28 protein-coding genes, 2 tRNA genes and 1 pseudogene are annotated in these 26589 nt (G+C 72.4%); 22 read left to right on the top strand and 9 right to left on the bottom strand.

Annotated elements, in window-relative coordinates; translation table 11 throughout:
* Positions 1–10: 10 nt before the first annotated feature.
* The 8 genes from ilvC to OGL89_RS10555 all read left to right on the top strand — a co-directional run bounded on the left by ilvC (position 11) and on the right by OGL89_RS10555 (position 8166).
* Complete coding sequence (gene ilvC, locus OGL89_RS10590) at positions 11–1039, top strand: ketol-acid reductoisomerase (protein ID WP_263120050.1); 1029 nt, start codon at positions 11–13, stop codon at positions 1037–1039.
* Between the two features lie 84 nt (positions 1040–1123).
* The gene (locus OGL89_RS10585; RefSeq protein ID WP_263120049.1) at positions 1124–1645 is read left to right on the top strand and encodes an ASCH domain-containing protein; all 522 of its coding nucleotides are present in this window, start codon (positions 1124–1126) and stop codon (positions 1643–1645) included.
* Positions 1642–2238 carry a hypothetical protein gene (locus OGL89_RS10580; RefSeq protein ID WP_263120048.1) on the top strand — a complete coding sequence of 199 codons (597 nt, stop codon included), beginning with the start codon at positions 1642–1644 and terminating at the stop codon, positions 2236–2238. Before OGL89_RS10585 ends, OGL89_RS10580 begins: the two co-directional genes overlap by 4 nt.
* Positions 2235–2825 carry a hypothetical protein gene (locus tag OGL89_RS10575; RefSeq protein ID WP_263120047.1) on the top strand — a complete coding sequence of 197 codons (591 nt, stop codon included), beginning with the start codon at positions 2235–2237 and terminating at the stop codon, positions 2823–2825. The genes OGL89_RS10580 and OGL89_RS10575 overlap by 4 nt, the downstream gene beginning before the upstream one ends.
* Positions 2826–2885: 60 nt before the next feature.
* Positions 2886–3929 carry a 3-isopropylmalate dehydrogenase gene (locus OGL89_RS10570; RefSeq protein WP_263120046.1) on the top strand — a complete coding sequence of 348 codons (1044 nt, stop codon included), beginning with the start codon at positions 2886–2888 and terminating at the stop codon, positions 3927–3929.
* Between the two features lie 71 nt (positions 3930–4000).
* Positions 4001–5104 (top strand): branched-chain amino acid aminotransferase, encoded by a 1104-nt coding sequence (locus tag OGL89_RS10565; RefSeq protein WP_263120045.1) that lies wholly within the window; start codon positions 4001–4003, stop codon positions 5102–5104.
* Positions 5105–5378: 274 nt separating this feature from the next.
* On the top strand, positions 5379–7037 hold the full coding sequence (gene cimA, locus OGL89_RS10560) for a citramalate synthase (protein WP_263120044.1): 1659 nt from the start codon (positions 5379–5381) through the stop codon (positions 7035–7037).
* A 52-nt stretch (positions 7038–7089) separates the two neighbouring features.
* The gene (locus OGL89_RS10555) at positions 7090–8166 is read left to right on the top strand and encodes a biotin/lipoate A/B protein ligase family protein (protein WP_263120043.1); all 1077 of its coding nucleotides are present in this window, start codon (positions 7090–7092) and stop codon (positions 8164–8166) included.
* A gap of 249 nt (positions 8167–8415) precedes the next feature.
* Here OGL89_RS10555 and OGL89_RS10550 read toward each other — a convergent pair whose 3' ends face one another.
* The 6 genes from OGL89_RS10550 to OGL89_RS10525 form a co-directional block, all read right to left on the bottom strand.
* Positions 8416–8733 carry a DUF202 domain-containing protein gene (locus tag OGL89_RS10550; protein ID WP_263120042.1) on the bottom strand — a complete coding sequence of 106 codons (318 nt, stop codon included), beginning with the start codon at positions 8731–8733 and terminating at the stop codon, positions 8416–8418.
* Between the two features lie 167 nt (positions 8734–8900).
* A complete protein-coding gene (locus OGL89_RS10545) occupies positions 8901–9281 on the bottom strand; it encodes a DUF202 domain-containing protein (protein ID WP_263120041.1) in 381 nt (126 codons plus the stop codon).
* The gene (locus OGL89_RS10540) at positions 9278–9979 is read right to left on the bottom strand and encodes a YggS family pyridoxal phosphate-dependent enzyme (RefSeq protein ID WP_263120040.1); all 702 of its coding nucleotides are present in this window, start codon (positions 9977–9979) and stop codon (positions 9278–9280) included. Before OGL89_RS10540 ends, OGL89_RS10545 begins: the two co-directional genes overlap by 4 nt.
* Positions 9980–9984: 5 nt before the next feature.
* A complete protein-coding gene (gene ybaK / locus OGL89_RS10535; RefSeq protein ID WP_263120039.1) occupies positions 9985–10482 on the bottom strand; it encodes a Cys-tRNA(Pro) deacylase in 498 nt (165 codons plus the stop codon).
* 27 nt (positions 10483–10509) lie between these two features.
* Positions 10510–11106, bottom strand: coding sequence for a VIT1/CCC1 transporter family protein (locus OGL89_RS10530; protein WP_263120038.1), 597 nt, complete (start codon positions 11104–11106; stop codon positions 10510–10512).
* A 127-nt stretch (positions 11107–11233) separates the two neighbouring features.
* Complete coding sequence (locus tag OGL89_RS10525) at positions 11234–13789, bottom strand: DEAD/DEAH box helicase (RefSeq protein WP_263120037.1); 2556 nt, start codon at positions 13787–13789, stop codon at positions 11234–11236.
* Positions 13790–13833: 44 nt separating this feature from the next.
* Here OGL89_RS10525 and rnhA point away from each other — a divergent pair, with 44 nt between their 5' ends.
* Entirely contained in the window at positions 13834–14292 is a 459-nt protein-coding gene (gene rnhA, locus OGL89_RS10520) for a ribonuclease HI (protein WP_263120036.1), read from the top strand.
* A 21-nt stretch (positions 14293–14313) separates the two neighbouring features.
* Here the strand turns inward: rnhA and OGL89_RS10515 are convergent, their stop codons facing one another.
* Positions 14314–15642 carry a PTS transporter subunit EIIC gene (locus tag OGL89_RS10515; RefSeq protein WP_263120035.1) on the bottom strand — a complete coding sequence of 443 codons (1329 nt, stop codon included), beginning with the start codon at positions 15640–15642 and terminating at the stop codon, positions 14314–14316.
* A 129-nt stretch (positions 15643–15771) separates the two neighbouring features.
* Between OGL89_RS10515 and OGL89_RS10510 the strand changes: the two genes are divergently transcribed.
* The 5 genes and pseudogenes from OGL89_RS10510 (at position 15772) to OGL89_RS10490 (ending at position 18205) form a co-directional block, all read left to right on the top strand.
* A complete protein-coding gene (locus OGL89_RS10510; protein ID WP_263120034.1) occupies positions 15772–16527 on the top strand; it encodes a GntR family transcriptional regulator in 756 nt (251 codons plus the stop codon).
* A complete protein-coding gene (locus OGL89_RS10505; RefSeq protein WP_263120033.1) occupies positions 16524–16790 on the top strand; it encodes a PTS transporter subunit EIIB in 267 nt (88 codons plus the stop codon). The genes OGL89_RS10510 and OGL89_RS10505 overlap by 4 nt, the downstream gene beginning before the upstream one ends.
* 22 nt (positions 16791–16812) lie before the next feature.
* Positions 16813–17049 (top strand): annotated as a pseudogene (locus OGL89_RS10500) (PTS glucose/sucrose transporter subunit IIB); the annotation flags it as partial.
* Positions 17049–17510 (top strand): PTS glucose transporter subunit IIA, encoded by a 462-nt coding sequence (locus tag OGL89_RS10495; protein ID WP_263120032.1) that lies wholly within the window; start codon positions 17049–17051, stop codon positions 17508–17510. The pseudogene OGL89_RS10500 and the gene OGL89_RS10495, both read left to right, overlap by 1 nt.
* Before the next feature lie 41 nt (positions 17511–17551).
* A complete protein-coding gene (locus tag OGL89_RS10490; protein WP_263120031.1) occupies positions 17552–18205 on the top strand; it encodes a pyridoxal 5'-phosphate synthase in 654 nt (217 codons plus the stop codon).
* Here the strand turns inward: OGL89_RS10490 and OGL89_RS10485 are convergent.
* Positions 18174–19196 (bottom strand): heparan-alpha-glucosaminide N-acetyltransferase domain-containing protein, encoded by a 1023-nt coding sequence (locus OGL89_RS10485; RefSeq protein WP_263120030.1) that lies wholly within the window; start codon positions 19194–19196, stop codon positions 18174–18176. The genes OGL89_RS10490 and OGL89_RS10485 overlap by 32 nt on opposite strands.
* Positions 19197–19279: 83 nt before the next feature.
* Here OGL89_RS10485 and OGL89_RS10480 point away from each other — a divergent pair, with 83 nt between their 5' ends.
* From OGL89_RS10480 to OGL89_RS10455, 6 genes are all read left to right on the top strand, one after another.
* Complete coding sequence (locus OGL89_RS10480) at positions 19280–20098, top strand: methyltransferase domain-containing protein (RefSeq protein WP_263120028.1); 819 nt, start codon at positions 19280–19282, stop codon at positions 20096–20098.
* A 28-nt stretch (positions 20099–20126) separates the two neighbouring features.
* Positions 20127–20909, top strand: a complete 783-nt coding sequence (locus tag OGL89_RS10475; protein WP_263120027.1) for a fumarylacetoacetate hydrolase family protein — start codon at positions 20127–20129, stop codon at positions 20907–20909.
* Positions 20910–20929: 20 nt separating this feature from the next.
* Positions 20930–22429 (top strand): glutamate--tRNA ligase, encoded by a 1500-nt coding sequence (gene gltX / locus OGL89_RS10470; RefSeq protein WP_263120065.1) that lies wholly within the window; start codon positions 20930–20932, stop codon positions 22427–22429.
* The gene (locus OGL89_RS10465; protein ID WP_263120026.1) at positions 22426–23163 is read left to right on the top strand and encodes an HAD family hydrolase; all 738 of its coding nucleotides are present in this window, start codon (positions 22426–22428) and stop codon (positions 23161–23163) included. The genes gltX and OGL89_RS10465 overlap by 4 nt, the downstream gene beginning before the upstream one ends.
* A gap of 152 nt (positions 23164–23315) precedes the next feature.
* Positions 23316–23387: transfer RNA gene (locus OGL89_RS10460), tRNA-Gln, on the top strand.
* A gap of 100 nt (positions 23388–23487) precedes the next feature.
* Positions 23488–23560: transfer RNA gene (locus tag OGL89_RS10455), tRNA-Glu, on the top strand.
* Between the two features lie 203 nt (positions 23561–23763).
* On the opposite strand, the gene OGL89_RS10450 is transcribed toward OGL89_RS10455, so the two are convergent.
* Positions 23764–24483, bottom strand: coding sequence for an IclR family transcriptional regulator (locus OGL89_RS10450; RefSeq protein WP_263120025.1), 720 nt, complete (start codon positions 24481–24483; stop codon positions 23764–23766).
* Between the two features lie 86 nt (positions 24484–24569).
* Between OGL89_RS10450 and leuC the strand changes: the two genes are divergently transcribed.
* Both leuC and leuD read left to right on the top strand, forming a co-directional pair.
* A complete protein-coding gene (gene leuC / locus OGL89_RS10445) occupies positions 24570–26024 on the top strand; it encodes a 3-isopropylmalate dehydratase large subunit (protein ID WP_263120023.1) in 1455 nt (484 codons plus the stop codon).
* A gap of 28 nt (positions 26025–26052) precedes the next feature.
* The coding region (gene leuD, locus OGL89_RS10440; protein ID WP_263120022.1) for a 3-isopropylmalate dehydratase small subunit at positions 26053–26589 on the top strand (537 nt) is incomplete at its 3' end.

Genomic DNA, 26589 nt, shown 5'->3' with positions numbered 1-26589 from the left:
GAGAACCATCGTGGCCGAGCTGTTCTACGACGACGACGCCGACCTGTCCGTCATCCAGTCCAAGAAGGTCGCCGTGATCGGCTACGGCAGCCAGGGGCACGCCCACGCCCTGAACCTGCGCGACTCCGGCGTCGACGTCCGCATCGGCCTGCGTGAGGGCTCCGCCTCCGCGGTCAAGGCCGAGAACGAGGGCCTGCGGGTGCTCCCGGTCGCCGAGGCGGTGAAGGAGGCCGACGTCGTCGTCATCCTGGCCCCGGACCAGGTGCAGCGTCACCTGTACCGCGACGACATCGAGCCGAACCTGAACGAGGGCGCCGCCCTGGTCTTCGGGCACGGCTTCAACATCCGTTACGGCTACATCAAGCCCGAGGCCGGTCACGACATCGTGATGATCGCGCCGAAGGGCCCGGGCCACCTGGTCCGTCGCGAGTACGTCGACGGCCGCGGCGTGCCGGTGATCGTCGCCGTGGAGCAGGACGCCTCCGGCTCCGCCTGGGCGCTGGCGCTGTCCTACGCCAAGGGCATCGGCGGTCTGCGCGCCGCCGGGATCAAGACGACCTTCACCGAGGAGACCGAGACCGACCTGTTCGGCGAGCAGGCTGTGCTCTGCGGCGGTGTCTCCCAGCTGGTCCAGTACGGCTTCGAGACCCTGACCGAGGCCGGCTACCAGCCGGAGGTCGCGTACTTCGAGGTGCTGCACGAGCTGAAGCTGATCGTCGACCTGATCTTCGAGGGCGGCATCACCAAGCAGCGCTGGTCGGTCTCCGACACCGCCGAGTACGGCGACTACGTGTCCGGCCCCCGGGTGATCGACCCGCGGGTGAAGGAGAACATGAAGGCCGTGCTGACCGACATCCAGAACGGCGCCTTCGCCGAGCGGTTCATCGGCGACCAGGACGCCGGCGCGCCGGAGTTCCAGGAGCTGCGGGCCAAGGGCCAGAACCACCCGATCGAGCCGGTGGGCCGCGAGCTGCGCAAGCTCTTCGCCTGGGTCAAGCCCTCGGACACCGACTACGTCGAGGGGTCGGCCGCGCGCTGAACCGTCCGCGACGCGTCGTCCGCCAGGGGCCGCATCCCGATCCGGGGTGCGGCCCCTGCCGCGTTCCCTGGCAGGATCGGGTCCATGACCGACGACTTCGAGGCCGCCGACGAGATCCTGACGTTCTGGGAGGCGGCCCGGCACCGGGCCGGCGTGGTGCGGACGTCGGTGGTGACCGGTCTGGGCGTGAACGGCGCGATGGTGCCCCCGACCTGGTCGTTCGGGGACAGCGCCGTGCTCGCCGACCAGCTGCTGGCCCTGGTGCTGGCGGGTGAGAAGACCGGCACCTCCACCGCCCTGGTCGAGTTCGAGCACTCCGACGAGCCGATGCCGGTCCGGGGCGACCTGTCCATCGTGCTGGACTCCGGCGGCCACCCCCGTGCCCTGCTGCGGACCACCGAGGTGGTGACGGTGCCGTTCTCCGAGGTGCCGGCCGCGCACGCGGTCGCCGAGGGCGAGGACGACCGCACGCTGGACACCTGGCGAGTCGAGCACGAGACGTACTGGCGCCGGGTGCTCGCGCCCCTGGGGGTGGAGTTCACCCACGACCTGCCGGTGGTGACCGAGCGCTTCGAGCTGCTCTACCCGCGCACCGGCGACCGATGAACCACGGGCTCGGCGTCGCGCTGCGCGTTCTGAGCGTCCTGGCCGGCTCGCTGTTCGCGATCGTCCTGCTGCGTGGCGTGGTGGGGCCGGAGCACCAGATCTGGTTGTTCATCGGGGTGCCGCTGGCGGTGCTGATCGCCGGGGCCCTGGTCGCGGGGCTGGCGGGTCGGCCGCTGCTGCTCGCCGCCCGGGTGTCACGGCTGCGACCGGGCGCCGTGGTGATCGCGGCGCACACCACGATCGAGACCCGTGCGGACGCGCGGCTGTCCGGCGCGGTGGAACGGCGCTGGGACGAGCTCGGCGGCTCGCCGGTGGCGCTCGCGGTGCTGCCCGACCGGGTGGAGGTCTGGGCGGTGGGCGAGGACCGGCCGCGTTGGGCGGTGCTGCGCCGTCCCGAGCTGCCGCCGGCCGCGGTGCTGGGAACGCTGCCGGTCCGCGGCGCTGTCGGCGTCGTGCCCACCCCCGCGCTGCTGTTCACCGACGGGAGGTCGCGGGTGACCGTGGTGCCGGTGTACTCGGTGCGGGGGAGCTCCCCGCAGCGGGCGGCGGTGGACGTGCAGCGGGCGCTGATCCAGATCGGGATGCCGGCATGACTCCCACGCGGACCGTCCGGGTGATCCGGACCGTCGCCCTCATCACCGGCGTGCTGGCGGCGATCCGTCTGATCGGCCTCGCCCTCGATCCCGAGGACCGGGTCTACCTCGGTGCGGGGCTGGCGCTGTCGGCGGTGCTGATCGGCGGCGTGATGCTCGGTGTCGCCCGCCGGGTCCGCGCCCTGGCCGAGCGGGTCGAGCGGCTGCGGCCCGGCGCGGTGGTCATCCCGGCCTACACCACGGTGGAGACCTCGCTGGACGCGATCGCCTCCGGCGGATCGAACCGGCGCTGGAACGAGAGGGGTGGCACCCCGGTGGTGCTGGCCGCGCTGCCGGACCGGGTAGAGGTCTGGGCGCTGCGCGAGGACCGGCCGCGCTGGGCGGTCATGCGCCGGGCGCAGTTCCCGCCGACCGCGGTCCGGGGCGCGGTCGGCGTGCGTCGGCCGCCCGCGCTGCACCTCACCGACGGAAGCTCCCGGGTCACCGTGGTGCCCGCGTACTCCGCCGTGCGGGCCACCATGAGCGGCTCGCAGGCCGATCTCGCCCGGGCGATGTCCGCGCTGGGAGCCCCGGTCACCGGATTCTGATCCGTCCATCATGTGATCACCTGGTCCCGCAGAATGGGACGCGCGGCTAGGGTCGTCGGCATGGCGCAGCAGATCGACCTGGCAGTCGTCGCGGGTGACGGCATCGGCACCGAAGTGGTGGAGCAGGGGCTCCTGGCCCTGGAGGCCGCGCTCTCCGGTACCGGCCACACCCTGGTGACCACCGACTTCGACCTCGGTGCCCGGCGCTGGCATGCCACCGGCGAGACACTCACGGACGAGGACCTGGCCGCGATCCGCACCCACGACGCGATCCTGCTCGGCGCGATCGGCGACCCGAGCGTGCCGTCCGGCGTGCTGGAGCGCGGTCTGCTGCTCAAGCTCCGGTTCGCGCTGGACCACTACGTGAACCTGCGCCCGGCCAAGCTGTTCCCGGGGGTCGACTCCCCGCTGGCGGCCCCTGGCCCGATCGACTTCGTGGTGGTCCGCGAGGGCACCGAGGGTCCCTACGTCGGCAACGGCGGCGCGATCCGGGTCGGCACGCCGCACGAGGTCGCCAACGAGGTCAGCGTGAACACCGCCTATGGCGTCGAGCGGGTGGTGCGGGACGCCTTCGCCCGGGCGTCCGCCCGCCCGCGCAAGAAGCTCACCCTGGTGCACAAGCACAACGTGCTGGTGCACGCCGGGCACCTCTGGCGCCGGACCGTCGAGGCCGTCAACGCCGAGTTCCCGGACGTGACCGTGGACTACCTGCACGTGGACGCCGCGACCATCTTCCTGGTCACCGACCCGTCCCGGTTCGACGTGATCGTCACCGACAACCTGTTCGGCGACATCCTCACCGACCTCGCGGGTGCCGTGGTCGGCGGGATCGGGCTGGCCGCCTCCGCCAACATCAACCCGGACCGGACCGCTCCGAGCATGTTCGAGCCGGTGCACGGCTCCGCGCCGGACATCGCCGGGCAGGGCAAGGCCGACCCGACCGCCACCGTGCTGTCGGTCGCGCTGCTGCTGGACCACCTGGGCCTGCCGGACGCCGCTGCTACGGTCGAGGCCGCCGTCGCCGCGGACGTGCTGGAGCGTGCCGGCCGAGTACGCACGACGGCCGAGGTGGGCAAGGACCTCGCCGCGCGCATCGCGGGCTGAGGGACGCCGCCTGTCCGTCCGGCCGTCGCCCCGGGTACCGTCATTCCGTTCCCAGGTGAAAGGCCCTCGCGATGAGCATCTCCGACACGACCCCCCGCACCTTCCAGGTGCACCCCACCGACACCCCCACCACCGGCGCCGACCTCGAGGCACTGCTCGCGGCACCCCGGTTCGGCTCGGTGTTCACCGACCACATGGCCCGGATCTCCTGGACCCAGGACGCGGGCTGGCACGACCATCGCGTCGAGAAGTACGGCCCGCTCCAACTGGACCCGGCCACCGCGGTGCTGCACTACGCCCAGGAGATCTTCGAGGGCCTCAAGGCGTACCGCCACGACGACGGCTCGGTCTGGACCTTCCGCCCCTGGGCGAACGCCGAGCGGTTGCAGCGATCCGCGCGGCGGCTCGCGCTGCCCGAGCTGAGCGTCGAGGACTTCCTCGGATCGATCCAGGCCCTGGTCCGCACCGATCTGGACTGGGTGCCCGGCGGTGAGGAGACCAGCCTCTACCTGCGGCCGTTCATGTACGCTTCGGAGCCGTTCCTCGGCGTGCGCGCCAGCCTCGAGGCCGAGTACCTGGTGATCGCCAGCCCGGTCGGCTCGTACTTCGCCGGGGGAGTGCGCCCGGTGTCGATCTGGGTCGCGGAGGACTACCACCGCGCCGGACCCGGTGGCACCGGCAACGCCAAGTGCGGCGGCAACTACGCGGCCAGCCTGCTCCCGCAGCAGGAGGCCTACGCCAAGGGCTGCGAGCAGGTCTGCTTCCTGGACGCGAAGACGAACACCCTGCTCGAGGAGCTCGGCGGGATGAACGTGTTCACGGTGCGGGCGGACGGCACCGTGGTCACCCCGCGGCTGACCGGCACCATCCTGGAGGGCGTCACCCGGTCCTCGATCCTCACCCTGCTGTCCGAGCAGGGGCACGCCATCGAGGAGCAGGACATCCCGCTGACCGAGCTGCTGGCCGGACTGGCCGACGGCAGCGTCGCGGAGGTCTTCGCCTGCGGCACGGCGGCGGTGGTCACCCCGATCGGCCGCCTGGCCGGCGAGGGCTTCGACCAGACGATCGGCGACGGCACCGCCGGGCCGGTCACCACGTCCGTCCGTCAGCAGCTCACCGACATCCAGTACGGCCGGGCCGCCGACACCCACTCCTGGCTGCACCGCCTCGCCTGAGCCCAGCTCACGTTCCCCGCTCTCCGCCGAGAAGCCACGACCCGCCGTCGGTGCACGCCTTGCCGACGGCGTGTCGTGGCTTCTCGGCGTGAGAGGTGTCCGGGGTGCGGACATGCGTGACGGGGGGCGGGGGGTGTGCCACGATGTGCTGGTGACCACACCGTCGCTCATCGTCATCGTGTAGCGCGTCCGCATCACCCCCGCGGACGCGCCGACCTCCCGAACCCGGGAGGTTTTTTTGTTGCCGCACATCTCCTCGCCGAGAAGAGTCATCGTGAGCACGAACCCCTCCGGTTGGGCGCACGCCCCCCGCGGCGCCGGTGAGCGCCCCGGCGCCTTCGACGTCTACGACACCACGCTGCGCGACGGCGCCCAGCAGGAGGGGATGAACCTCTCGGTGTCCGACAAGCTGGCCATCGCGCCCTTGCTGGACGAGCTCGGTGTCGGCTACATCGAGGGCGGCTGGCCGGGGGCGATCCCGAAGGACACCGAGTTCTTCGCCCGCGCCGCCAAGGAGCTCACCCTGCGCCACGCGGTGCTCGCGGCCTTCGGTGCGACGCGCAAGCCCGGGGTCCGGGCCTGGGACGACCCGCAGGTCCGCGCGCTGCTGGACTCCGAGGCGCCGGTCGTCACGCTGGTGGCCAAGAGCGACATCCGGCACGTGGTGCGCGCGCTGCGCACCGACGGCCCCGAGAACCTGGCGATGATCGCCGACACCGTGGCCGCGCTGCGCGCCGAGGGCCGCCGGGTGGTGGTGGACGCGGAGCACTTCTTCGACGGCTACGCGTACGACCCGGACTACACCGTGAGCGCGGTCCGGGCCGCTGTCGAGGCCGGCGCGGAGACCGTCGTGCTGTGCGACACCAACGGCGGGATGCTGCCCACCGGGGTGTTCGCCACGGTCGCCGCGGTCCGCGAGGCGCTGCCGGACGTGCGGCTGGGCATCCACGCGCACAACGACTCCGGCTGCGCTGTCGCCAACAGCATCGCCGCGGTCGAGGCCGGTGCGGTGCACCTGCAGGGCACGGTGAACGGGTACGGCGAGCGCACCGGCAACGCCGACCTGCTGGCCACCGTCGCCAACCTGGAGCTGAAGACCGGGCGCGCCGTGCTCGCCCCGCCGCCGGACGGCTCCGGCGGGCTGTCGGAGATGACCCGGATCGCCTATCAGATCAGCGAGATCACCAACATCGCGCCGTTCGCCCGGCAGCCTTACGTCGGCGCCAGCGCGTTCGCGCACAAGGCCGGCCTGCACGCCTCGGCGATCAAGGTCGACCCGGACCTGTACCAGCACATCGACCCCACCGCGGTCGGCAACGACATGCGGATGCTGGTCTCGGACATGGCCGGGCGCGCGTCCATCGAGCTCAAGGGCCGTGAGTTCGGCCTGGACCTGACCGGGCAGCACGACCTGCTCGGCCGGGTCACCCAGCGGGTCAAGGACGCCGAGGCCCAGGGCTACACCTACGACGCCGCCGACGCGTCCTTCGAGCTGCTGCTGGTCGAGGAGGTCGAGGGTCGTCGTCCCGGGTACTTCCGGGTGGAGAGCTGGCGCACCATCGTCGAGCGGGCGGGCTCCCGGGGCACCGAGGCCACCGCCGAGGCCACCGTGAAGCTGCACGCCGGGGGCGAGCGGATCGTCGCCACCGGGGAGGGGAACGGCCCGGTCAACGCGCTGGACGCCGCGCTGCGGCTGGCCCTGCTGCGGGTGTACCCCGAGCTGGCCGACTTCGAGCTGATCGACTTCAAGGTCCGGATCCTCGACACCACGCACGGCTCGGACGCCATCACCCGGGTGCTGATCGAGACCACCGACGGCAACACGGCGTGGAGCACGGTCGGGGTGGGGCCGAACCTGATCGAGGCCTCGTGGGAGGCACTGACCGACTCCGCGATCTGGGGACTGCGGAACCGGGGGATCACACCGCGCTGATGTGACCGGGAAGGCATCCCGCCGCGGGCGCCACGGGCCTAGGATCGATCCCGTGCGAGGCGAGTACAAGGTTCCCGGCGGCAAGCTCGTGGCGGCAGAGGTCGAGGTCACCGATGGTGTCCTGTCCACCGTCCATCTCAGCGGAGACTTCTTCCTGGAGCCCGACTCCGCGCTGGAGGTGATCGACCGGGCGTTGACCGGTCAGCCCGCCGACGCGCGGGTCGCCGAGCTCACCGAGGCGATCGAGTCCGCGCTGCGCCGCGCCGAGTCGGACGGCACCCTGGACGAGCCGGTCGCGATGGTCGGCTTCGGCGCCGAGTCGGTCGCGATTGCGGTCCGCCGGGCGCTCGGGCACGCGACCGGGTGGCAGGACCACACCTTCGAGGTGATCCACCCCGGACCGCTGCCCCCCGCCATGCTCGGCGCCCTGGACCAGGTGCTCACCGAGGAGCTCGCCGCCGGTCGACGCGGCCCCACCCTGCGGTTCTGGGAGTGGAACGAGCGCGCGGTGTTCATCGGCTCGTTCCAGTCGCTGCGCAACGAGGTCGACCCGGCGGGCGTCGCGAAGCACGACGTCACCGTGGTCAGGCGGATCTCCGGCGGCGGGGCGATGTTCATGGAGGCCGGGAACTGCATCACCTTCTCCCTGGTCGTGCCCGCCTCGCTGGTCGACGGGCTGTCGTTCGAGCAGAGCTACCGGTTCCTGGACGACTGGGTGATCGGCGCGCTCGGCGACGTCGGGGTGCGGGCCACCTTCGCCGGTCTCAACGACGTCGCGTCACCCGCGGGCAAGATCGCCGGGTCCGCGCAGAAGCGACTGGCGGGCGGCGCGGTGCTGCACCACATGACGATGGCCTACGACATCGACTCGGACAAGATGCTCGAGGTGCTCCGGATCGGCCGGGAGAAGCTGTCCGACAAGGGAACGACCAGCGCGAACAAGCGGGTCGACCCGGTGCGCTCGCAGACCGGCATGGCCCGCGCGGACGTGATCGCGTCCTTCGACGCCTCGTTCCGGGCCCGGTACCGCGCGGTGGACTCCGCGCTGCGGCCGGAGGAGCTCGCCCGGGCGGAACAGCTGGTGGCGGAGAAGTTCGGCAACCCGGAGTGGACCGCCCGGGTCCCGTGACCCGCGCCACCGGCCCCACCGGTCCCGGCGGGATGGGAGTGCTGTCAGCGGATCGCCGAACGCGGCAGTTCGGGCCAGATGACGCGCGGCGGACTGCCGACCTCGGGGCGAACTGCCGATCTCGGCGAGGACTGCCGACTTCGGTGCGGGCTGGCGGCCTCGGGGCGGGCTGCCGACGTCGGGGCGAACTGCCGATCTCGGTGCGGGCTGCCGACCTCGGTCCCGGCACCAGCGGGTGGGGTGAGCCGGTCAGCGGGTGAGGACGACCGCCAGTGCGGCACACCCGATCACGAGGGCGCCGGCCGCGCAGAGCGCCAGGGTGCGGCCGCCGGGGCCGGGAACCCGGGCGGGCTCGTCGGCCAGGACCGCGGCCCAGCGTGCCGCCCGGCGTGATCCGGCACGGGCCAGGCCGAGCGCGGCGACCGCGCCGGTGATCGCCGACAACCAGATCAGGGGGCCGGTCAACGGCTCCGCGACCCGGCCCGCGACCAGGGACCCGGCGGCGAGGGCCAGGGCGGTCCGGCGCCAGGCCAGCGCGGTCCGCTCCGGTTGGACCCCGGGCGGCAATGCGGCGGCGGTCGCCGGATCCGGTCCGCTCGGTGCTGCCGCAGTCGCCGGATCCGGTCCGCTCGGCGCCGCCTGATCCGGTCCGCTCGATGCCGCCGGATCGGGTCCGCCCGACGCCACCGGACCGGAGCGGGCCCTGCGGCCGTCCGGCGCCGGCATGTCCGCGGTCACCGCAGCAGCAGCCCGATCAGCACCAGCACCCCGGCGATCAGCACCCCGGCCGCGAGCGGTCCGCCGAACCCGGGCGCCGGCAGCGGGAGCCGTTCGCGGAGGGCGCGTTCCGCGCGGGCCCAGCCGAGCCAGGCCTGGACCGGCGCGACGATGCCCAGCACGATCAGCAGGACCGACGCGGCCAGCCGCCAGTGCGGCTCGACCGGGAGGCTGAGCGCCTCCAGGGCGACACCGCCCGCGAGCAGTGCCAGCGCGGTGCGGATCCAGGCGAGGAAGGTGCGCTCGTTGGTCAGGGAGAACCGGGCGTCGGGTTCACCGCCCCGGGCGAAGACCGCACGCGGGAAGCGCCGGTCGGCACGGGGGCCCGGGTCGCTCATGCCCGCGCTCCGAACACCGCGGTGCCGACCCGGACGATCGTCGCGCCCTCCGCCACCGCTGCCTCCAGGTCCCGGCTCATCCCCATCGACAGCTCGACCGTGCCGAGTTCTGCGGCCACGGACCGCAGCCGGGCGAAACCGGCGCGGACCAGCGCGGAGTCCGGGCTGTTCGCGCCGATGGTCATGACCCCGGTCAGCCGGAGCCGGTCCAGTGCACGGACGGCGCGGGCCAGTTCGATCGCGTCCTCGGGGGCGACACCGCCCTTGGTCGATTCGCCGGAGACGTTCACCTGGACCATGACGTCCAGGGTGCGGTCGATCGCGGCGCACCGCCGGTCGAGACGCTCGGCGAGCTCGAGGGTGTCGACGCTCTGCACGCAGGTGGCCCAGCGCAGGGCGGCGTTGATCTTGTTGGACTGCAACGGACCGATCAGGTGCAGTTCCGGAGCGAGGTCGGTCAGCTCCGGGGCCTTGGCGACCAGTTCCTGGACCCGGTTCTCGCCCAGCAGCACCCGGTGGGCGGTGCCCGCCGTGGTGGCGGAGGCGGCAGCGTCGGCCTGGAGAGCGGCGCGCACGGCGGCGGCGTCCTGGGTCTTGGTGGCCAGCAGCAGGCGGACCGACCCGGCCGGGCGACCGGCGGCGGCCTCGGCTGCGGCGATCCGCGCACGCACCCGGGCCAGCCGGGCGTCGAGGGTCATCGGGCTCAGTCCCGGGCGATCGCGGCGACGACGGCGTCGGTGAGCCGCGCCAGGTCGCCGGGGGCCAGCTCGACGTCCAGGCCGCGGCGCCCGCCGGAGACCAGCACGGTGTCGAACAGCCAGACGGTCTCGTCCAGCACGGTGGGGTGCGGAGACTTCTGGCCGAGCGGGGAGATGCCGCCGACCACGTAGCCGGTGGCGCGTTCCGCGGCGGCGGGATCGGCCATCGCCGCCTTCTTCCCGCCGACGGCGTGGGCCAGCGCCTTGAGGTCGAGTCGGCCGGTCACCGGGACCACCGCGACCGTGAGCGTGCCGTCGACGTCGGCCATCAGGGTCTTGAACACCCGCTCGGGTTCCACGCCGAGCACGGCGGCCGCCTCCAGGCCGTAGCCGAGGGTCGAGCCCGGGTCGTGCTCGTAGGCGTGGGCGGTGTGGTCGACCCCGGCGGTGGTCAGCGCGACCAGGGCCGGGGTGCCCGAGGGGGTGTGCTTGGCGCGGCTCACCCCGTCAGCGTAGTCAGCCCGGCACGCTCAGACCGCGAGGCCGACCAGGCTGCCGATCCCGTAGGTGATCGCCATGGCCAGCGATCCGCCGAGCACGTTGCGCAGCACGGCCCGTCCGGTGGGGGAGCCGCCGAGCCGGGCGGACACGGCGCCGGTGAGCACGAGTGCCAGCACGACGGCGCCGAAGGTGGCGGGCACCCGGGCGGCGCCGAGCGGGGCGAGCACCACCAGCAGCGGGATCACGCCACCGACCAGGAAGGACAGCAGCGAGGCGAGCGCGGCGTGCCACGGATTGGTCAGCGCGGTGTCCTCCGGCACGACGCCGTGCGCACGCATGGTCCGCTCGGCGTCGCGCTGGCTGCTGACCGAGACGTACTCGCCCGCGGCCATCGACAGCGCCCCGGCGACCAGGGCGGCGATCCCGGCGACCACCAGCACGCCGCTGCCCACGGTGGCACCCGCGACGCCGACCACGGTGGCGGCGACCGAGACGATGCCGTCGTTCGCGCCGAGCACTCCGGCCCGCAGCCAGTTGAGGCGTTCCGCCGACGGGACCGTGGGCACGGTCGGGGCCGACGGGCGGGACAGCACGGGGGCGATCAGGTGCTCGGACAGGGTGCTCATCCCGCCACGGTAGGCCGCGAATCGCGAGCTGTCACCGAAGGAAAACCTTGCCTGACCTGCGCAAACGTAGGCGAGCCTGGCCTATCTCAGGTAAGGCTCGCCAGGGTGGGCGGCATGTAGCCGCAGGTCAGAGCGGTCCGACCGCCAGCACCCGCAGCCGGACCTCGCCGGCGGCGTCCGAGGCCGGCAGGTCGACCAGCGCGTCGATCCGCCAGTCGTGGTCGCCCTCCGGGTCGTCCAGGATCTGCCGGACGGTCCAGAGATCGCCCCGCGCACCGTGGGACTCGGGCTTCTCGTCCACCTGGAACAGCTGCGGACCGCGGGCGGGCGGGCCGGTGAGGATCTCGTCGTGGTCGTCGTAGAACGGGTCGAGGGCGTCGCCCCAGCGGTCCTCGTCCCACGGGGTGTCCTCGGCGTCCAGATCACCGAGGGCGCCCAGCGCGCGGTACTCCTCCCGGGAGGCCAGGTCCACCCGGCGGAACAGTGCGCCGCGGACCAGGGCGCGGAACGCGCGACGGTTGGTGGTGATCGGCGGGGGAGCGTCGTCCTCGGGGCGGGACTCGGTGACGGTGGCGTCGTCCAGATCCTCCGGGTGCGCCAGGCGCTCCCACTCGTCCAGCAGCGAGGAGTCGGTGCCACGGACCAGTTCGCCCAGCCACTCGATCAGGTCGCGCAGGTCCTCGGTCCGGGCGTCCTCGGGCACGATCTGGCGCAGGGCGCGGAAGGCGTCGGCCAGGTAGCGCAGCAGCACGCCCTCGGTACGGTCCAGCTGGTAGAGCGAGACGTACTCGGCGAAGGTCGCGGCACGCTCGTGCATGTCCCGGACCACGGACTTGGGGGACAGCTCGTGGTCGGCGACCCACGGGTTGCTGCGGCGGTAGGTGAGGAAGGCGGCGGTCAGCAGCTCGGCCAGCGGCTGCGGGTAGCTGATCTCCTCCAGCAGGGCCATCCGCTGGTCGTACTCCAGGCCGTCCGCCTTCATCTGGGCGACCGCCTCGCCCTTGGCCTTGTTCAGCTGGGCGGCGAGCACCTGGCGCGGCTCGTCCAGGGTGGCCTCGATGATGCTGACCACGTCGTGCGCGTAGCCGGGGTCCTCGGTGTCCAGCAGGTCGAGGGCGGCGTAGGCGAACGGGGACAGCGGCTGGTTGAGCGCGAAGGTCGCCGGGATGTCCAGGGTCAGCCGCACCGAGCGCCGGCCGTCCGGCAGGGTGACCCGCTCGACGACCCCGGCGGTGCGCAGCGACCGGTAGATCGCGATCGCCTGGCGGACCAGCCGACCGCGGGCGGCCTCCGGCTCGTGGTTGTCCAGCAGCAGGTGCCGCATGGCCGCGACCGGGTCGCCCTCCGGGCGGGCCAGCACGTTGAGCACCATGGCGTGCGAGACCGAGAACGAGGAGGTCAGCGGCTCCGGGTCGGCGTCGCGCAGGCGTTCGAAGGTCTTGTCGGTCCAGTTCACCGATCCGGCGGGGGCCTGCTTGCGGACGATCTTCTTCAGCTTCTTCGGGTCGTCTCCGGCTTTGGCCAGCGCCCGGCGGTTCTCGATCACGTGCTCCGGCGCGAGCACCAGGACCTCGCCGATGGTGTCGTAGCCCGCGCGACCGGCCCGCCCGGCGATCTGGTGGAACTCGCGGGCGGTGAGGTGACGCATCTTCACGCCGTCGTACTTGACCAGGCTGGTGAGCAGCACGGTGCGGATCGGCACGTTGATCCCGACGCCCAGGGTGTCGGTGCCGCAGACCACCCGGAGCAGCCCCTTCTGGGTGAGCCGCTCCACCACCCGCCGGTACTTGGGCAGCATCCCGGCGTGGTGCACGCCGACGCCGTGCCGGAGCAGCCGGGACAGCGTCCGGCCGAATCCGCTGGCGAACCGGAAGTCGCCCAGCTCCTCGGCGATCGCGGCCTTCTGCTCCTTGGAGGTCAGGGTCATGGACAGCAGCGCCTGGGCCCGTTCCACCGCCTCCTTCTGGGTGAAGTGCACGATGTAGACCGGTGAGCGGTGGGTGCTGACCAGCTCCTCGACCAGTTCGTGCAGCGGTTCGACCACGTAGGAGAACGTCAGCGGCACCGGTCGCTCGGCACCGGCGACCACCGCGACGCCGGTCCCGGTCCGGCGCTCGAGGTCGTCGACGAAGAACGACACGTCGCCGAGGGTCGCGCTCATCAGCAGGAACTGGGTGCGCGGCAGCTCCAGCAGGGGGACTTGCCAGGCCCAGCCGCGCTGCGGGTCGGCGTAGAAGTGGAACTCGTCCATCACGACCTGGCCGATGTCGGCGGTCGGCCCCTGGCGCAGCGCCTGGTTGGCCACGATCTCCGCCGTGCAGCAGATGATCGGCGCGTCCGGGTTCACCGCGGAATCGCCGGTCATCATGCCGACGTTGGCCGAGCCGAATGCCTCCACGAGCGCGAAGAACTTCTCCGACACCAGGGCCTTGAGCGGGGCGGTGTAGTAGGTGCGCCGGCCCTGCGCCAGGGCCACGAAGTGCGCGGCGATCGCGACCAGGGACTTCCCGGAGCCGGTGGGGGTGGCCAGGATCACGTGCTGGTTCGTGACCAGCTCCAGGATCGCCTCCTCCTGATGCGGGTACAGGGCGAGCCCGCGCTCCTCCGCCCACCCGGCGAAGGCCTCGAACAACGCGTCGGGGTCGGTCGGGTCGGCGGGGAGGCGATCGGCGAGGGAGGACACCGAGCGATCCTGTCATGCCCGGCACGGCGATTAGGGTGCAGCCCATGAGCGAGGACACCCCCACGGTCGAGATGTGGACCGACGGCGCCTGCAAGGGCAACCCCGGCGTCGGCGGGTGGGGTGCGCTGCTGCGGTCGGGCAGCCACGAGCGGGAGCTGTTCGGCGGTGAGGAGCTGACCACCAACAACCGGATGGAGCTCACCGCGGTGATCGAGGGGCTCCGGGCGCTGAACACGCCGTGCCGGGTCACGCTGCACGTCGACTCGCAGTACGTGATGCAGGGCGTGACCAAGTGGATCGCGGGCTGGAAGCGCAACGACTGGCGCACCGCGGACAAGAAGCCGGTGAAGAACCAGGACCTCTGGCAGGAGCTGGACGCCGAGGTCGCCCGGCACGCGGTCAGCTGGCAGTGGGTGAAGGGGCACGCCGGGGACCCGGGCAACGAGCGCGCTGACCAGCTGGCCAACAGGGGCGTCGACCGGATCCGGGCGGGCGCTCGCTGAACGCCCGCCCGGATCGGTGGGTCAGCCCTTCGGCTCGACCACCGTCGTCCCGCTGACGCCGGTGTCCCCGGAGACCGCGGCCGCGGTCTCCACCCGCTGCTCGTCGGCCACCTCGGTGGCCGGGTCGTCCTCGCGGCCGGGCGTCTTCATGTTGAACCGGACGATCGCCCAGCGGAACAGGAAGTAGTACACGAGCGCGTAGCCGAGCCCGATCGCGATCAGCCAGAGCGGCTGCTCCGCGATCCGGAAGTTCAGCACGTAGTCGATCGCCCCGGCGGAGAAGCCGAAGCCGTCCCGGATCCCCAGCGCGTTGACCAGGGCCAGCGACGTGCCGGTCAGCACGGCGTGGATCGCGTACAGCGGGTAGGCGACGTAGACGAAGCTGAACTCCAGCGGCTCGGTCACCCCGGTGACGAACGCGACCAGCGCCGCCGAGCCCATGACACCCGCGATCACCTTGCGGTTCTTCTTCTTGGCGGTGTGCACGATGGCCAGCGCCGCGGCGGGCAGTGCGAACATCATGATCGGGAAGAATCCGGTGGTGAAGGTGCCCGCGGTCGGGTCGCCCGCCAGGAAGCGCGGGATGTCGCCGTGAGCGACCACGCCCGCCGCGTTGGTGTACTCGCCGAACTGGAACCAGGGCAGCGAGTTCAGCAGGTGGTGCAGGCCGAAGGGCAGCAGCAGGCGGTTCAGGGTGCCGAAGATGAAGCCGCCGAGCACGGCGGAGCCGGTCACCCACTCGCCGACGGCGTTGAAGCCGCTGTTGAACCATGGGTAGATCAGGGCGAAGACCACGCCGATGATGACCGCGGCCCCCGCGGTGACGATCGGCACGAACCGGCGCCCGCCGAAGAACGCGAGATAGGCGGGCAGCTTGATCCGGGAGTACTTCTGGAACAGCAGGGCGGCGGTCAGGCCGATCACGATGCCGCCGAGGACGCCGTAGTTGATCAGCTCCTGGGTCTCGCCCTCCGCGGCCGCACCGAGGATGGTCGGCGACAGCGCGTCGGTGACGCCCTTGAACACCAGGTAGCCGACCAGGGCGGCCAGGCCGGTGGAGCCGTCGGACTTGCGGGCGTAGCCGATGGCGACACCCAGCGCGAACAGAATCGGCAGGTTGCCGATCAGCGCGTTGCCGGCCGCGGCGAACACGTCGGCGACCGGCTGGACCCAGGACCAGGATCCGGCGACGCCGTCGGCGCCGAGCATGTCGGGCTGTCCCAGGCGCAGCAGCAGGGCCGCGGCGGGCAGGGAGGCGATCGGCAGCATCAGCGAGCGGCCGATCCGCTGGAGCTGGGCGAAGCCGGGGAACCCGCGCTTGCGCTTCACGTCTGGTGTGGTGGTGGTCATGGCACTCCTCGTTGCGTGCGCTGTGCGCTCACGGTGTGACGCGGGTAACTTGTCTGGACCAGTTGCGCCAGAGTGGTCTGGACCAGCAGGATGTGTCAAGACCACTCCGGCACGACGGGAGCACTCGCGATGACGCAGCCGTCCGGCTTCAAGCACGAGACCGTGCGCGCCTACCTGGCGGAGCTGGTCGGCGAGCTGGGTGTCGGGGATCCGATCCCGTCCGAGCGGGTGCTGTGCGAGCGGTTCGGCGTCTCCCGGATGACCGTCCGGCAGGCGGTGGACGCGCTGGTGGCCGAGGGCGCGCTGCGCCGCGAGCAGGGCCGGGGCACCTTCGTGGCGCCGCGCCGCATCGACTTCGAGATGCGCCTGACCACCTTCGGCGAGGAGATGCGCTCGCGCGGCCTGGAGCCCGACTCCCGGGTCCTGTTCGCCGGACGGGTGCCCGCCACCGTGCCGATCGCCGAGGCGCTGCAGATCGCGCCCGGCGATCTCCTGCACCACCTGGAGCGGGTGCGCACCGCCGACGGTCTGCCGATGAGCGTCGAGCGGCTCTGGGTGCCGGTGGCCCTGGTGCCCGGTCTCCTGGACGGCGGCACCCCGGACAGCGTCTACGCCGCGCTGCGGGGCGCCGGGTGCGCACCGTCCTGGGGCGAGGACACCCTGACCGCCAGCGAGGCGACCGAGCACGAGAGCCGGCTGCTCGGCCTGCCGGTGGGCAACCGGGTGGTGATGCGCGCCGAACGCCGCACCTACGCCGACATCGGTCCGTGCATGTACTCGACCGCCTCCTACCGCGGCGACCGGTACAGCGTCTGGGTGCCGCTGCGTGCCCCCGGCGAGGTGCTGACCCCCCGACAGCGCAACGACGAACAGGTGAGCGCATGAACAGCCGTCGACTCCGGGTCGCTCCCGCGCCCGGCGGCCAGGCCGCCGCCATCCTCGCCGGACTCGGCGGGGTGGCGAACATCGTGGAGATCGAGCCGTGCACCACCCGGCTGCGCTGTCTGGTCACCGACCCCGCGCTGGTGGACGTGCCCGGCCTGCGAGCCGCCGGCACCTTCGGCGTGATGACCCAGGGACGGGTGGTCCAGGTGGTGGTCGGCCCCCAGGTCGACACCCTGGCGTCCGACCTGGACGACCTGCTCTAGAACCTGCACCACCCACGAAGGAGACACCATGAGCAAGGCAGCCCAGATCCTCGCCGCGCTCGGCGGCGACGACAACATCGTCGACCTCGAGCCGTGCATCACCCGACTGCGGGTGGAGGTCAACGACCCGGGGCAGGTCGACGAGGCCGGGCTCAAGGCCGCAGGGGCGATCGCGGTCGTCTTCGGCGGTGACGGCGTGCAGGTGATCGTCGGCCCCGAGGCGGACACCCTGGCCTCGGACATCGAGGACCTGCGCTGATGGCGGCGCTCTCGGTGCTGGCCCCGGTGGCCGGCACCGTCGTCGCGCTCCAGGACGTCGACGACCCGGTGTTCGCCCAGGAGATCGTCGGCCCGGGTCTGGCCATCGAGCCGCACCCCACCGAGGGAGGCCGGGTGCTGGCGCCGGTCGCCGGGACCGTGGTCAAGATGCACCCGCACGCCTTCGTGCTGGCCACCGACGACGGCAAGGGCGTCCTGGTGCACCTGGGGATCAACACCGTGCAGCTCGGCGGGGAGGGGTTCACCCTGCACGCCACCGAGCAGGACCGGGTCGAGCCGGGTCAGCTGCTGGTCGAGTGGGACCCGGCCGCCGTCACCGCCTCCGGCCGCCCGGCGGTCTGCCCGGTGATCGCGCTGGACGCGGACCCCTCGACGATCGAGCGGCTGGCCGTGCCCGGGACGGCGATCCTCCCCGGCGATCCGCTGCTGACCGTCGGCTGAGGTCCCGGGCGGCGGGCGCCGGTCGACGTGATACTGATCACGTGCCCTCGATCGCCGCGCAGCTGCGCACCCTTCCCGCCCTGACCGGCGACCTGCCCGACGTCGATCCGTTCAGCCTGTCCGCCGATCCGGCGCAGGCCTTCGTCGACTGGTTGCTGGCCGCGATCGACGTGGGCGCCCCCGAGCCGCACGCGCTCGGGGTGTCCACGGTCGACGCCGACGGTCAACCCCGCTCGCGGATCGTCCTGCTGACCGACGTGGCCGACGGCTGCTGGCGGTTCGCCACCGACGGTCGCTCGGGGAAGGCTCAGGACCTCCAGGGCGAGCCGCGGTGCGCGCTGACCATGTACTGGCAGCCGCTCGGCCGTCAGGTCCGGATCGTCGGGCGGGCCGAGCAGGTGTCCGAGGCGGAGCGCCGGGCGGACTTCCTCGCCCGGTCGCCGAGCGCCCGGGCCTCGCTGCTGGCCGGGGTGCCCGGCGCGTCGCTGTCCTCGGTGGACCAGATGCAGCAGCAGGTCCGCCGGGCCCGGGACCGGGTGGACCGCGAACCCGGCCTGGTCGCGGACGACTGGCAGGTCTGGTCGGTCCGCGCCGAGGAGGTCGAGTTCTGGCAGGGCGTCTCGGACCGGGGGCACATGCGGCTGCACTACCGCTGGGACGGCGTCAGGTGGGATCGACGGCTGATCGCTCCGTGACACCGGTGTCCGCCGCGCGGGCCGCGATCCGGTGCAGCGCCCACTCCGCCGGTCCCCGGCCGACCGTGGACCGCCAGGCCCAGCAGCCGCCGACGATCACGATCAGGAACGCCAGCCAACCCGCGGTGGTCGGCTGCCAGACCACCTGGGAGCCGACAGCCTTGATCACCAGGAGGTGACCGATGTAGGCCGTCAGCGCCAGGGCGCCGGTGGCGGCCAGCGGCGAGACGGCCCGCGGCCACCGTTCGGCGATCCACAGGCAGGCCACCAGGGTGAGCAGCGCGACGCCGATGTTGCCGAGCACCTCCGGGGTGCTGGAGCTGTGCGGCTCCGACGTGATCAGCCGGGCCAGGGTCGGCCCGGCGTCCAGCACCCGGGTCAGCACCGCGGCCGAGCCGTAGCCCAGCACGGTCGCGAGCGCACCGCCGACCAGCAGGCGGGTGCGGGTACGGGCGGCACCCAGGTCGGCCCGGGTCACGGCGAGCCCGACCAGCAGGTACCCGATCCAGACCAGCGCGGGGTAGTACTCGCCCAGCACCAGGTCGACGATCCCGCCGCCGTTCCAGGTCGCGGTGATCCGGCGCTCCAGCAGCACCCGCAGCGGCGGTGCGACCAGCACCACCAGCCCGGCGCCGATCAGCAGGGTCCGGACCGGGGTCCGCAGCAGGCAGGCCGCCACCGCGAACAGCAGGGCGTAGGTCGGCAGGATCACCACCACCGGGACGTTCAGCGTCGCGAGGGCCACCCCGACCCCCAGCAGCACGAAGGCCCGCGCCAGGATCGTCACCCGTGCCTGCACCCGTCGCACGCCCTGGACCGGACGGGCGCCGCCGGACATCAGGGCGATCGACACCCCGGACAGCACCACGAACAGCGCCGCCGACCGGCCGTCCGCGATCTCCAGCAGAGGGGTGTCCGGTCCGACGTGCGCGGTCACCATGCCGAGCACGGCCAGCCCGCGGGCCAGGTCGATCCCCTCGATGCGTCGCATGCCGTCACGGTAGTGCGCGCCCCTGGTCTCAGAGGGCAAGACGCCGGGTCCCGTACCGTGGGCGGACGTCCTAGCGTGGGCCCGTGACCACTCCCGCATCCGAGGTCTACACCCACGGACACCACGAGAGCGTGCTGCGCTCGCACCGCTGGCGCACCGCCGAGAACTCCGCCGCCTATCTGCTCCCGGGACTGGAGCCAGGTCAGCGGCTGCTCGACGTCGGCTGCGGTCCCGGCACCCTGACCCTCGGGCTCGCCGCACGGGTCGCGCCGGGGGAGGTGATCGGGGTCGACCGCTCCGAGGCCGTGATCGAGCTCGCGCGGGACGAGGCCCGTCGGGCCGGCGCCGAGAACGTCACCTTCACCACCGGGGACGCCTACGCACTGCCCTTCGAGGACGACAGCGTCGACGTCGCCCACGCCCACCAGCTGCTGCAGCACCTGCAGGACCCGGTCGCCGCGCTGGCCGAGCTGCGCCGCGTGGTCCGTCCGGGCGGGCTGGTCGCGGTCCGGGACGCGGACTACGCCGGGATGACCTGGTTCCCGCAGGACCCCGCCCTCGACGAGTGGTCCGCGCTGTACCACGAGGTCACCCAGGCCAACGGGGCCGAGGCCGATGCCGGTCGTCGGCTGCACTCCTGGGCGCTGGCCGCGGGGTTCACCGAGGACACCGTGGTCGCCACCGCCGGCGTCTGGTGCTACGCCTCCGAGGAGGACCGCCGCTGGTGGGCCGGGCTCTGGGCGGAGCGCTGCACCGAGTCCGACTTCGCCCGGCAGGCCGTCGCCCACGGCCTCGCGGACGAGGTCGGTCTGGAGCAGCTCGCCGCGGGCTGGCGGGAGTGGGGCGAGCAGCCGGGTGGCTGGTTCGCGGTGCTGCACGGCGAGGTGCTGGCACGGGTCTGATCACGGCGCACGGTCTAGGCTGACGCCCGTGCGCATCGCGAGATTCACCACCGGAGACGACCCCCGCTACGCCATCGTCGAGGGGGAGCCCGGTCAGGAACAGCTGGTCGTCATCTCCGGCGACCCGATCTACACCCCGGTGCAGCCCACCGGCGAGCGGATCCCGCTGGGCGACGGCGTCCGGCTGCTGGCCCCGGTGATCCCGCGCTCCAAGATCGTGGGCGTCGGCCGCAACTACGCCGACCACGCCGCGGAGATGGGCAACGACGTCCCGGTCGCCCCGCTGCTGTTCTTCAAGCCGAACACCTCGGTGATCGGCCCGGACGACCCGATCGTGCTGCCGGAGTGGACCGAGGAGGTCTCCTACGAGGCCGAGCTCGCGGTCGTGATCGGCAAGGTGACCAAGAACGTCACCCCGGAGAACGCGCTGCACTACGTCTTCGGCTTCACCGTGGCCAACGACATCACCGCCCGGGACGCCCAGCGCACCGACGGCCAGTGGGTGCGTGCGAAGGGGTTCGACGGGGCCTGCCCGATCGGTCCGTGGGTGGTGCCGGGCCTGGACGTCGAGGACCTGGCCGTGCGCTCGCGGGTCAACGGGGAGACCAAGCAGGACGGTCGCACCTCGCAGATGATCTTCGACGTGCCGACCCTGATCTCGTACATCTCCGAGGTCCTCACCCTGCTGCCCGGGGACATCATCCTGACCGGCACCCCGGCGGGCGTCGGGCTTCTGGAGTCCCGCGACGTGGTCGAGGTCGAGGTCGAGGAGATCGGCACGCTGCGCAACCCGGTGCTGCGCCGGAACTGAGCCCGCCCGGACTGACTAGGCTGTCGGCCGTGACTTCTCCGAGCCCCGTCCGTGTTCGCTTCTGCCCGTCCCCGACCGGAACACCGCACGTCGGCCTGATCCGGACCGCGCTGTTCAACTGGGCCTACGCCCGGCACGTCGGCGGCACGTTCGTGTTCCGGATCGAGGACACCGACCCGGCACGCGACTCGGAGGAGAGCTACCAGCAGCTGCTGGACGCGCTGCGCTGGCTGGGCCTGGACTGGGACGAGGGCGTCGAGGTCGGCGGCCCGCACGAGCCCTACCGGCAGTCGCAGCGGATGGACCTGTACCGGGACGTCGCGCGCCGGCTGGTCGAGGGCGGCTACGCCTACGAGTCCTTCGCCACGGCGGAGGAGATCGAGGCCCGGCACCGTGCCGCCGGCCGTGACCCCAAGCTGGGCTACGACGGGTTCGACCGCGCGCTGACCGACGAGGAGAAGGCCGCGTACCGCGCCGAGGGCCGCGAGCCGGTGCTGCGGCTGCGGATGCCGGACGAGGACGTCACCTTCACCGACCTGGTGCGCGGCGACGTGACCTTCAAGGCCGGATCCGTGCCGGACTACGTGATCGTGCGTGCCAACGGCCACCCGCTCTACACCCTGGTCAACCCGATCGACGACGCGCTGATGAACATCACGCACGTGCTGCGCGGCGAGGACCTGCTCTCCAGCACGCCGCGTCAGGTGGTGCTGTACCGCGCCCTGCTGGAGCTCGGTGTCGCCACCGTGATGCCGGAGTTCGGCCACCTGCCCTACGTGATGGGCGAGGGCAACAAGAAGCTGTCCAAGCGCGACCCCGAGTCGAACCTGTTCCTGCACCGGGAACGCGGCTTCACCCCCGAGGGGCTGCTCAACTACCTCTCGCTGCTCGGCTGGTCGATCGGCCCGGACCGCGACATCTTCACCGTCCCGGAGCTGGTCGAGGCCTTCGACATCCACGACGTGAACCCGAACCCGGCGCGCTTCGACCTGAAGAAGGCCGAGGCGATCAACGCCGACCACATCCGCCTGCTGGAGGCCGACGACTTCCGTGACCGCGTGGTGCCCTACCTGCACCGTGCCGGTCTGGTGCCCGCCGACTCCTACGCCTACCTGGAGCCCGCCCACCGCGCGCTGCTGGACGCCGCCGCCCCGCTGATCCAGACCCGGATCAAGCTGCTCGGCGAGGCGCCCGGCATGCTCGGCTTCCTGTTCGTCGCCGATGCGGACCTGGTGATCGAGGACGACGCGACCGGGGCTCTCAAGGGCGAGCCCGCCGCGGCCCTGGACGCCGCCACGGCCGCCCTGGAGCCGCTGACCGACTTCAGCGCCGCCGCGGTCGAGGCCGCCCTGCAGGGCGCCCTGGTGGACGGGCTGGGCCTCAAGCCCCGGTTCGCCTTCACCCCGCTGCGGGTCGCGGTCTCCGGCCGCCGGGTCTCCCCGCCGCTGTTCGAGTCGCTGGAACTGCTGGGCAAGGAGTCCTCCCTGGCCCGGATCGCCGCCCTGCGCGCCACCCTGTGAGCGCGATCGAGGGCGTCCTGTTCGACATCGACGACACCCTGGTCGACACCCGGGGCGCCTTCGCCCTGGCCCTGGCCGCGGTCTCCGCGGTGTGGCTGCCCGACCTGGCGCCGGAACGCGCTCCCGAGGTGCTGGCGCACTGGCGCGCGGACGCGAACGGCCGGTACCGCCGGTACACCCGGGGAGAGGTCGGCTACGAGGCGCAGCGGATGGCGCGCGCCAACGACCTGCACCGCGACTTCGGCGGACCCGAGCTGGACGAATCCGACTACGCCGAGTGGAACGGGCTGTTCGAGCGGACGTTCACCGCGTCCTGGGCCGCGCACGCCGATGCGCCCGACGTGGTGGACCGGCTGCTCGCCGACGGGCTGAAGGTCGGTGCGCTGTCCAACGCCGCCACCGCCTACCAGGTGCGCAAGCTGACTGCCGCCGGGCTGATCGACCGGGTGCCGATGCTGGTCGGCGTCGACACCCTGGGCTTCGGCAAGCCCGATCCGCGGGTGTTCACCGAGGCCTGTGCGCGGTTGGGCACCGAGCCGTCCCGCACGGTCTACGTCGGGGACGAGCTGGACGTGGACGCCCGCGCGGCGACGGCCGCGGGGCTGCACGGGGTGTGGCTGGACCGGGCCGGCGCGGGGTCCGCCGTGCACGCCGGGGAGCTGCTCGCGGCGGGGGAGCGGGACCGGGTGATCCGCTCGTTGGCGGAGCTGCCGGGGCTGCTCGCCACGGCGTGACGGGCGGCACAGGGCGGCCGGTTTGGTACCGGGCCTGATGGTCCGGTAATGTTCTCGTTCGGCAAGGCGTCCACTCCGGCGCCGGTCCTCCTCCCTCGTGACGTTGCTCGTCGCGGTGGAATGCGGGCCGGATCAGGGAGAACGCAATGCATTGGGGTATGGTGTAATTGGCAGCACGAGTGATTCTGGTTCACTTAGTCTAGGTTCGAGTCCTGGTACCCCAGCGCATGACCCGCGAGAGAGGCTCGGACGAGCGGATTTCGCAGGACAGGCACAGTGAGGTAGAGTAGTTCCCGGTCAGCCCGCAAGGACCTGATCACCCAGGCCCCCATCGTCTAGCGGCCTAGGACGCCGCCCTCTCACGGCGGTAACAGGGGTTCAAATCCCCTTGGGGGTACAACGGAAAGGCCCGATCGCAGCAATGCGGTCGGGCTTTTCTCATGTCCAGGCGAAAGGGTGCGGTCGTCCCGCCGCGGCCCGATCGGTCTCCCGATCCCTTCCGGCCGTCCGATCTGTTGCGGTCGCCCGATCTGTGCCGGACGTCCGGCGGGGCCGGACCCGTGGTGGGCCCGGCCCCGCCGGATGCGATCGGGCGTGACGTCACTCCGCGGTGCGGCGCAGCACCTCGGTGAGCCGGTTCGCCGCCGAGACCACCGCGGCGGCGTGTAGGCGACCGGGCTGACGGGAGAGCCGCTCGACGGGCCCGGAGATCGACACCGCGGCCACGACGCGGCCGGACTGGCCGCGCACCGGAGCGGAGACGGACGCGACACCGACCTCGCGCTCGGAGACGGACTGCGCCCAGCCCCGGCGCCGGACGCCGGACAGGATGGTCGCAGTGAACTTCGAGCCCTGCAGGCCGCGGTGCAGCCGGTCGGGCTCCTCCCAGGCGAGCAGGATCTGCGCCGCGGAGCCGGCGGCCATCGTCAGGGTGGCACCGACCGGGATCGAGTCCCGCAGGCCGATCGGACGCTCGGCGGCGGCCACGCAGATCCGCTGGTCGCCCTGGCGGCGGTACAGCTGGGCGCTCTCCCCGGTGTGGTCGCGCAGCGCGGTGAGCACGGGGCCGGCGGCGGCGAGCAGCCGGTCCTCGCCGGCGGCGCTGGCGAGCTCGCTCAGGCGCGGCCCGAGGACGAATCGGCCCTGCATGTCCCGGCCGACCAGGCGGTGGTGCTCCAGCGCGACGGCCAGTCGGTGGGCGGTCGGCCGGGCCAGGTGAGTGGCGTTGACCAGCTGCGCGAGGGTGGCGGGGCCCGCCTCGAGGGCGTTGAGGACGGCCGCGGCCTTGTCCAGAACGCCGACTCCGCTAGAGTTGTCCATAGGTCGATACTAGCGTCTCATTCGCTGAGACGCTACGACGACACCCGAGAAGCATCTCAGCGAGCCCCCACGCGAGGAGACCAGACATGGCCGGCACCCTGGCAGAGAAGGTGTGGAACGACCACATCGTGCGACGAGGCACGGACGGCGCCCCGGACCTGCTCTACATCGACCTGCACCTGGTGCACGAGGTCACCAGCCCCCAGGCGTTCGAGGGCCTGCGGCTGGCCGGCCGGCAGGTGCGACGCCCGGACCTCACGCTCGCCACCGAGGACCACAACACCCCCACCCTGGACATCGACCTGCCGATCGCGGACGAGACCAGCCGGACCCAGATCGACACGCTGCGCAACAACGCGCGGGAGTTCGGGGTCCGACTCCACTCGCTGGGCGACGCCGACCAGGGGATCGTGCACCAGGTCGGCCCGCAGCTGGGGCTGACCATGCCCGGCCTGACCGTGGTCTGCGGCGACTCGCACACCTCGACCCACGGGGCGTTCGGCGCGTTGGCGTTCGGGATCGGCACCAGCGAGGTCGAGCACGTGATGGCGACCCAGACCCTGCCGCTCGCGCCGTTCAAGACGATGGCGATCACGGTGAACGGTGCGCTGCCCCTGGGGGCCACCGCGAAGGACATCATCCTGGCGGTGATCGCCAAGATCGGCACCGGTGGTGGCCAGGGCTACGTGCTGGAGTACCGCGGCGAGGCCATCCGCTCCCTGTCGATGGAGGGCCGGATGACGATCTGCAACATGTCGATCGAGGCCGGCGCCCGGGCGGGCATGATCGCCCCCGACCAGACCACCTTCGACTACCTCAAGGGCCGTCCGCACGCCCCCGAGGGCGAGGACTGGGACGCGGCGGTGGAGTACTGGTCGACCCTGCGCAGCGACGACGACGCCACCTTCGACACCGAGGTGATCATCGAGGCCGCCGAGCTGGAGCCCTTCGTCACCTGGGGCACCAACCCGGGTCAGGGTCTGCCGCTGTCCGCCAACGTCCCGGTGCCGGAGGAGATCGCGGACGCCAACGAGCGGATCGCCGCCGAGCGCGCCATCGAGTACATGGGCCTGACCCCGGGTCGCCCGCTGCGGGAGATCGCGGTGGACACCGTGTTCATCGGGTCGTGCACCAACGGCCGGATCGAGGACCTGCGGGCCGCGGCCAAGCTGATGCGCGGCGCGCACAAGGCGGACTCGGTGCGGGTGCTGGTGGTGCCGTCCTCCGCCCGGGTGCGCATCCAGGCCGAGGAGGAGGGCCTGGACCGGATCTTCCTGGAGTTCGGGGCCGAGTGGCGCAACGCCGGATGCTCGATGTGCCTGGGCATGAACCCGGACCAGCTGGCGCCGGGGGAGCGGTCGGCCTCCACGTCGAACCGCAACTTCGAGGGGCGGCAGGGCAAGGGCGGCCGCACCCACCTGGTGTCGCCGCTGGTCGCCGCGGCGACCGCGATCCGCGGCACGCTGTCGTCGGTGTCCGACCTCGGTGAGGGCATCGAGGTGCCGGACGGCTCCCCGCTCACCGACCTGCAGCCCGCCTGATCCCGACCGACCCGAATCGAGCACTCTGATGGAAAAGTTCACTTCGCACACCGGCGTCGGGGTCCCGCTGCGCCGCAGCAACGTCGACACCGACCAGATCATCCCGGCGGTCTACCTCAAGCGGGTCACCCGGACCGGGTTCGAGGACGCGCTGTTCTCGGCCTGGCGCAACGATCCGGAGTTCGTGCTGAACCAGGACGCCTACCGCTCCGGCTCGGTGCTGGTGGCCGGTCCGGACTTCGGCACCGGCTCCTCGCGTGAGCACGCGGTCTGGGCCCTGAAGGACTACGGCTTCAAGGCGGTGCTGTCCGCCCGGTTCGCGGACATCTTCCGCGGCAACTCGGGCAAGCAGGGGCTGCTGGCCGCGCAGGTCTCGCAGGAGGACATCGAGCTGATCTGGAAGGTGCTGGAGACCCATCCCGGCACCGAGGTCACGGTCGACCTGGCGACCCGCACCGCCAGCTGCGAGGACATCGTGGTGCCGTTCCACGTCGACGACTACACCCGCTGGCGCCTGATGGAGGGGTTGGACGACATCGGCCTGACCCTCCAGCACGAGGACGAG

It is taken from the genome of Cellulomonas sp. RIT-PI-Y, from assembly GCF_025642745.1.
Classification (GTDB): domain Bacteria; phylum Actinomycetota; class Actinomycetes; order Actinomycetales; family Cellulomonadaceae; genus Cellulomonas.
Note: the sequence above shows the minus strand (reverse complement) of the source record. Positions and strands in the feature narration are given on the sequence as shown.

Bases quoted from the DNA above. Each gene is read 5' to 3' on its own strand.
- OGL89_RS10585 (WP_263120049.1), top strand. From the start codon at position 1,124: ATGACCGACGACTTCGAGGCCGCCGACGAGATCCTGACGTTCTGGGAG.
- OGL89_RS10580 (WP_263120048.1), top strand. From the start codon at position 1,642: ATGAACCACGGGCTCGGCGTCGCGCTGCGCGTTCTGAGCGTCCTGGCC.
- OGL89_RS10575 (WP_263120047.1), top strand. From the start codon at position 2,235: ATGACTCCCACGCGGACCGTCCGGGTGATCCGGACCGTCGCCCTCATC.
- OGL89_RS10570 (WP_263120046.1), top strand. From the start codon at position 2,886: ATGGCGCAGCAGATCGACCTGGCAGTCGTCGCGGGTGACGGCATCGGC.
- OGL89_RS10565 (WP_263120045.1), top strand. From the start codon at position 4,001: ATGAGCATCTCCGACACGACCCCCCGCACCTTCCAGGTGCACCCCACC.
- OGL89_RS10545 (WP_263120041.1), bottom strand. From the start codon at position 9,281: ATGAGCGACCCGGGCCCCCGTGCCGACCGGCGCTTCCCGCGTGCGGTC.
- OGL89_RS10540 (WP_263120040.1), bottom strand. From the start codon at position 9,979: ATGACCCTCGACGCCCGGCTGGCCCGGGTGCGTGCGCGGATCGCCGCA.
- OGL89_RS10530 (WP_263120038.1), bottom strand. From the start codon at position 11,106: ATGAGCACCCTGTCCGAGCACCTGATCGCCCCCGTGCTGTCCCGCCCG.
- rnhA (WP_263120036.1), top strand. From the start codon at position 13,834: ATGAGCGAGGACACCCCCACGGTCGAGATGTGGACCGACGGCGCCTGC.
- OGL89_RS10515 (WP_263120035.1), bottom strand. From the start codon at position 15,642: ATGACCACCACCACACCAGACGTGAAGCGCAAGCGCGGGTTCCCCGGC.
- OGL89_RS10510 (WP_263120034.1), top strand. From the start codon at position 15,772: ATGACGCAGCCGTCCGGCTTCAAGCACGAGACCGTGCGCGCCTACCTG.
- OGL89_RS10505 (WP_263120033.1), top strand. From the start codon at position 16,524: ATGAACAGCCGTCGACTCCGGGTCGCTCCCGCGCCCGGCGGCCAGGCC.
- OGL89_RS10495 (WP_263120032.1), top strand. From the start codon at position 17,049: ATGGCGGCGCTCTCGGTGCTGGCCCCGGTGGCCGGCACCGTCGTCGCG.
- OGL89_RS10485 (WP_263120030.1), bottom strand. From the start codon at position 19,196: ATGCGACGCATCGAGGGGATCGACCTGGCCCGCGGGCTGGCCGTGCTC.
- OGL89_RS10450 (WP_263120025.1), bottom strand. From the start codon at position 24,483: ATGGACAACTCTAGCGGAGTCGGCGTTCTGGACAAGGCCGCGGCCGTC.
- leuC (WP_263120023.1), top strand. From the start codon at position 24,570: ATGGCCGGCACCCTGGCAGAGAAGGTGTGGAACGACCACATCGTGCGA.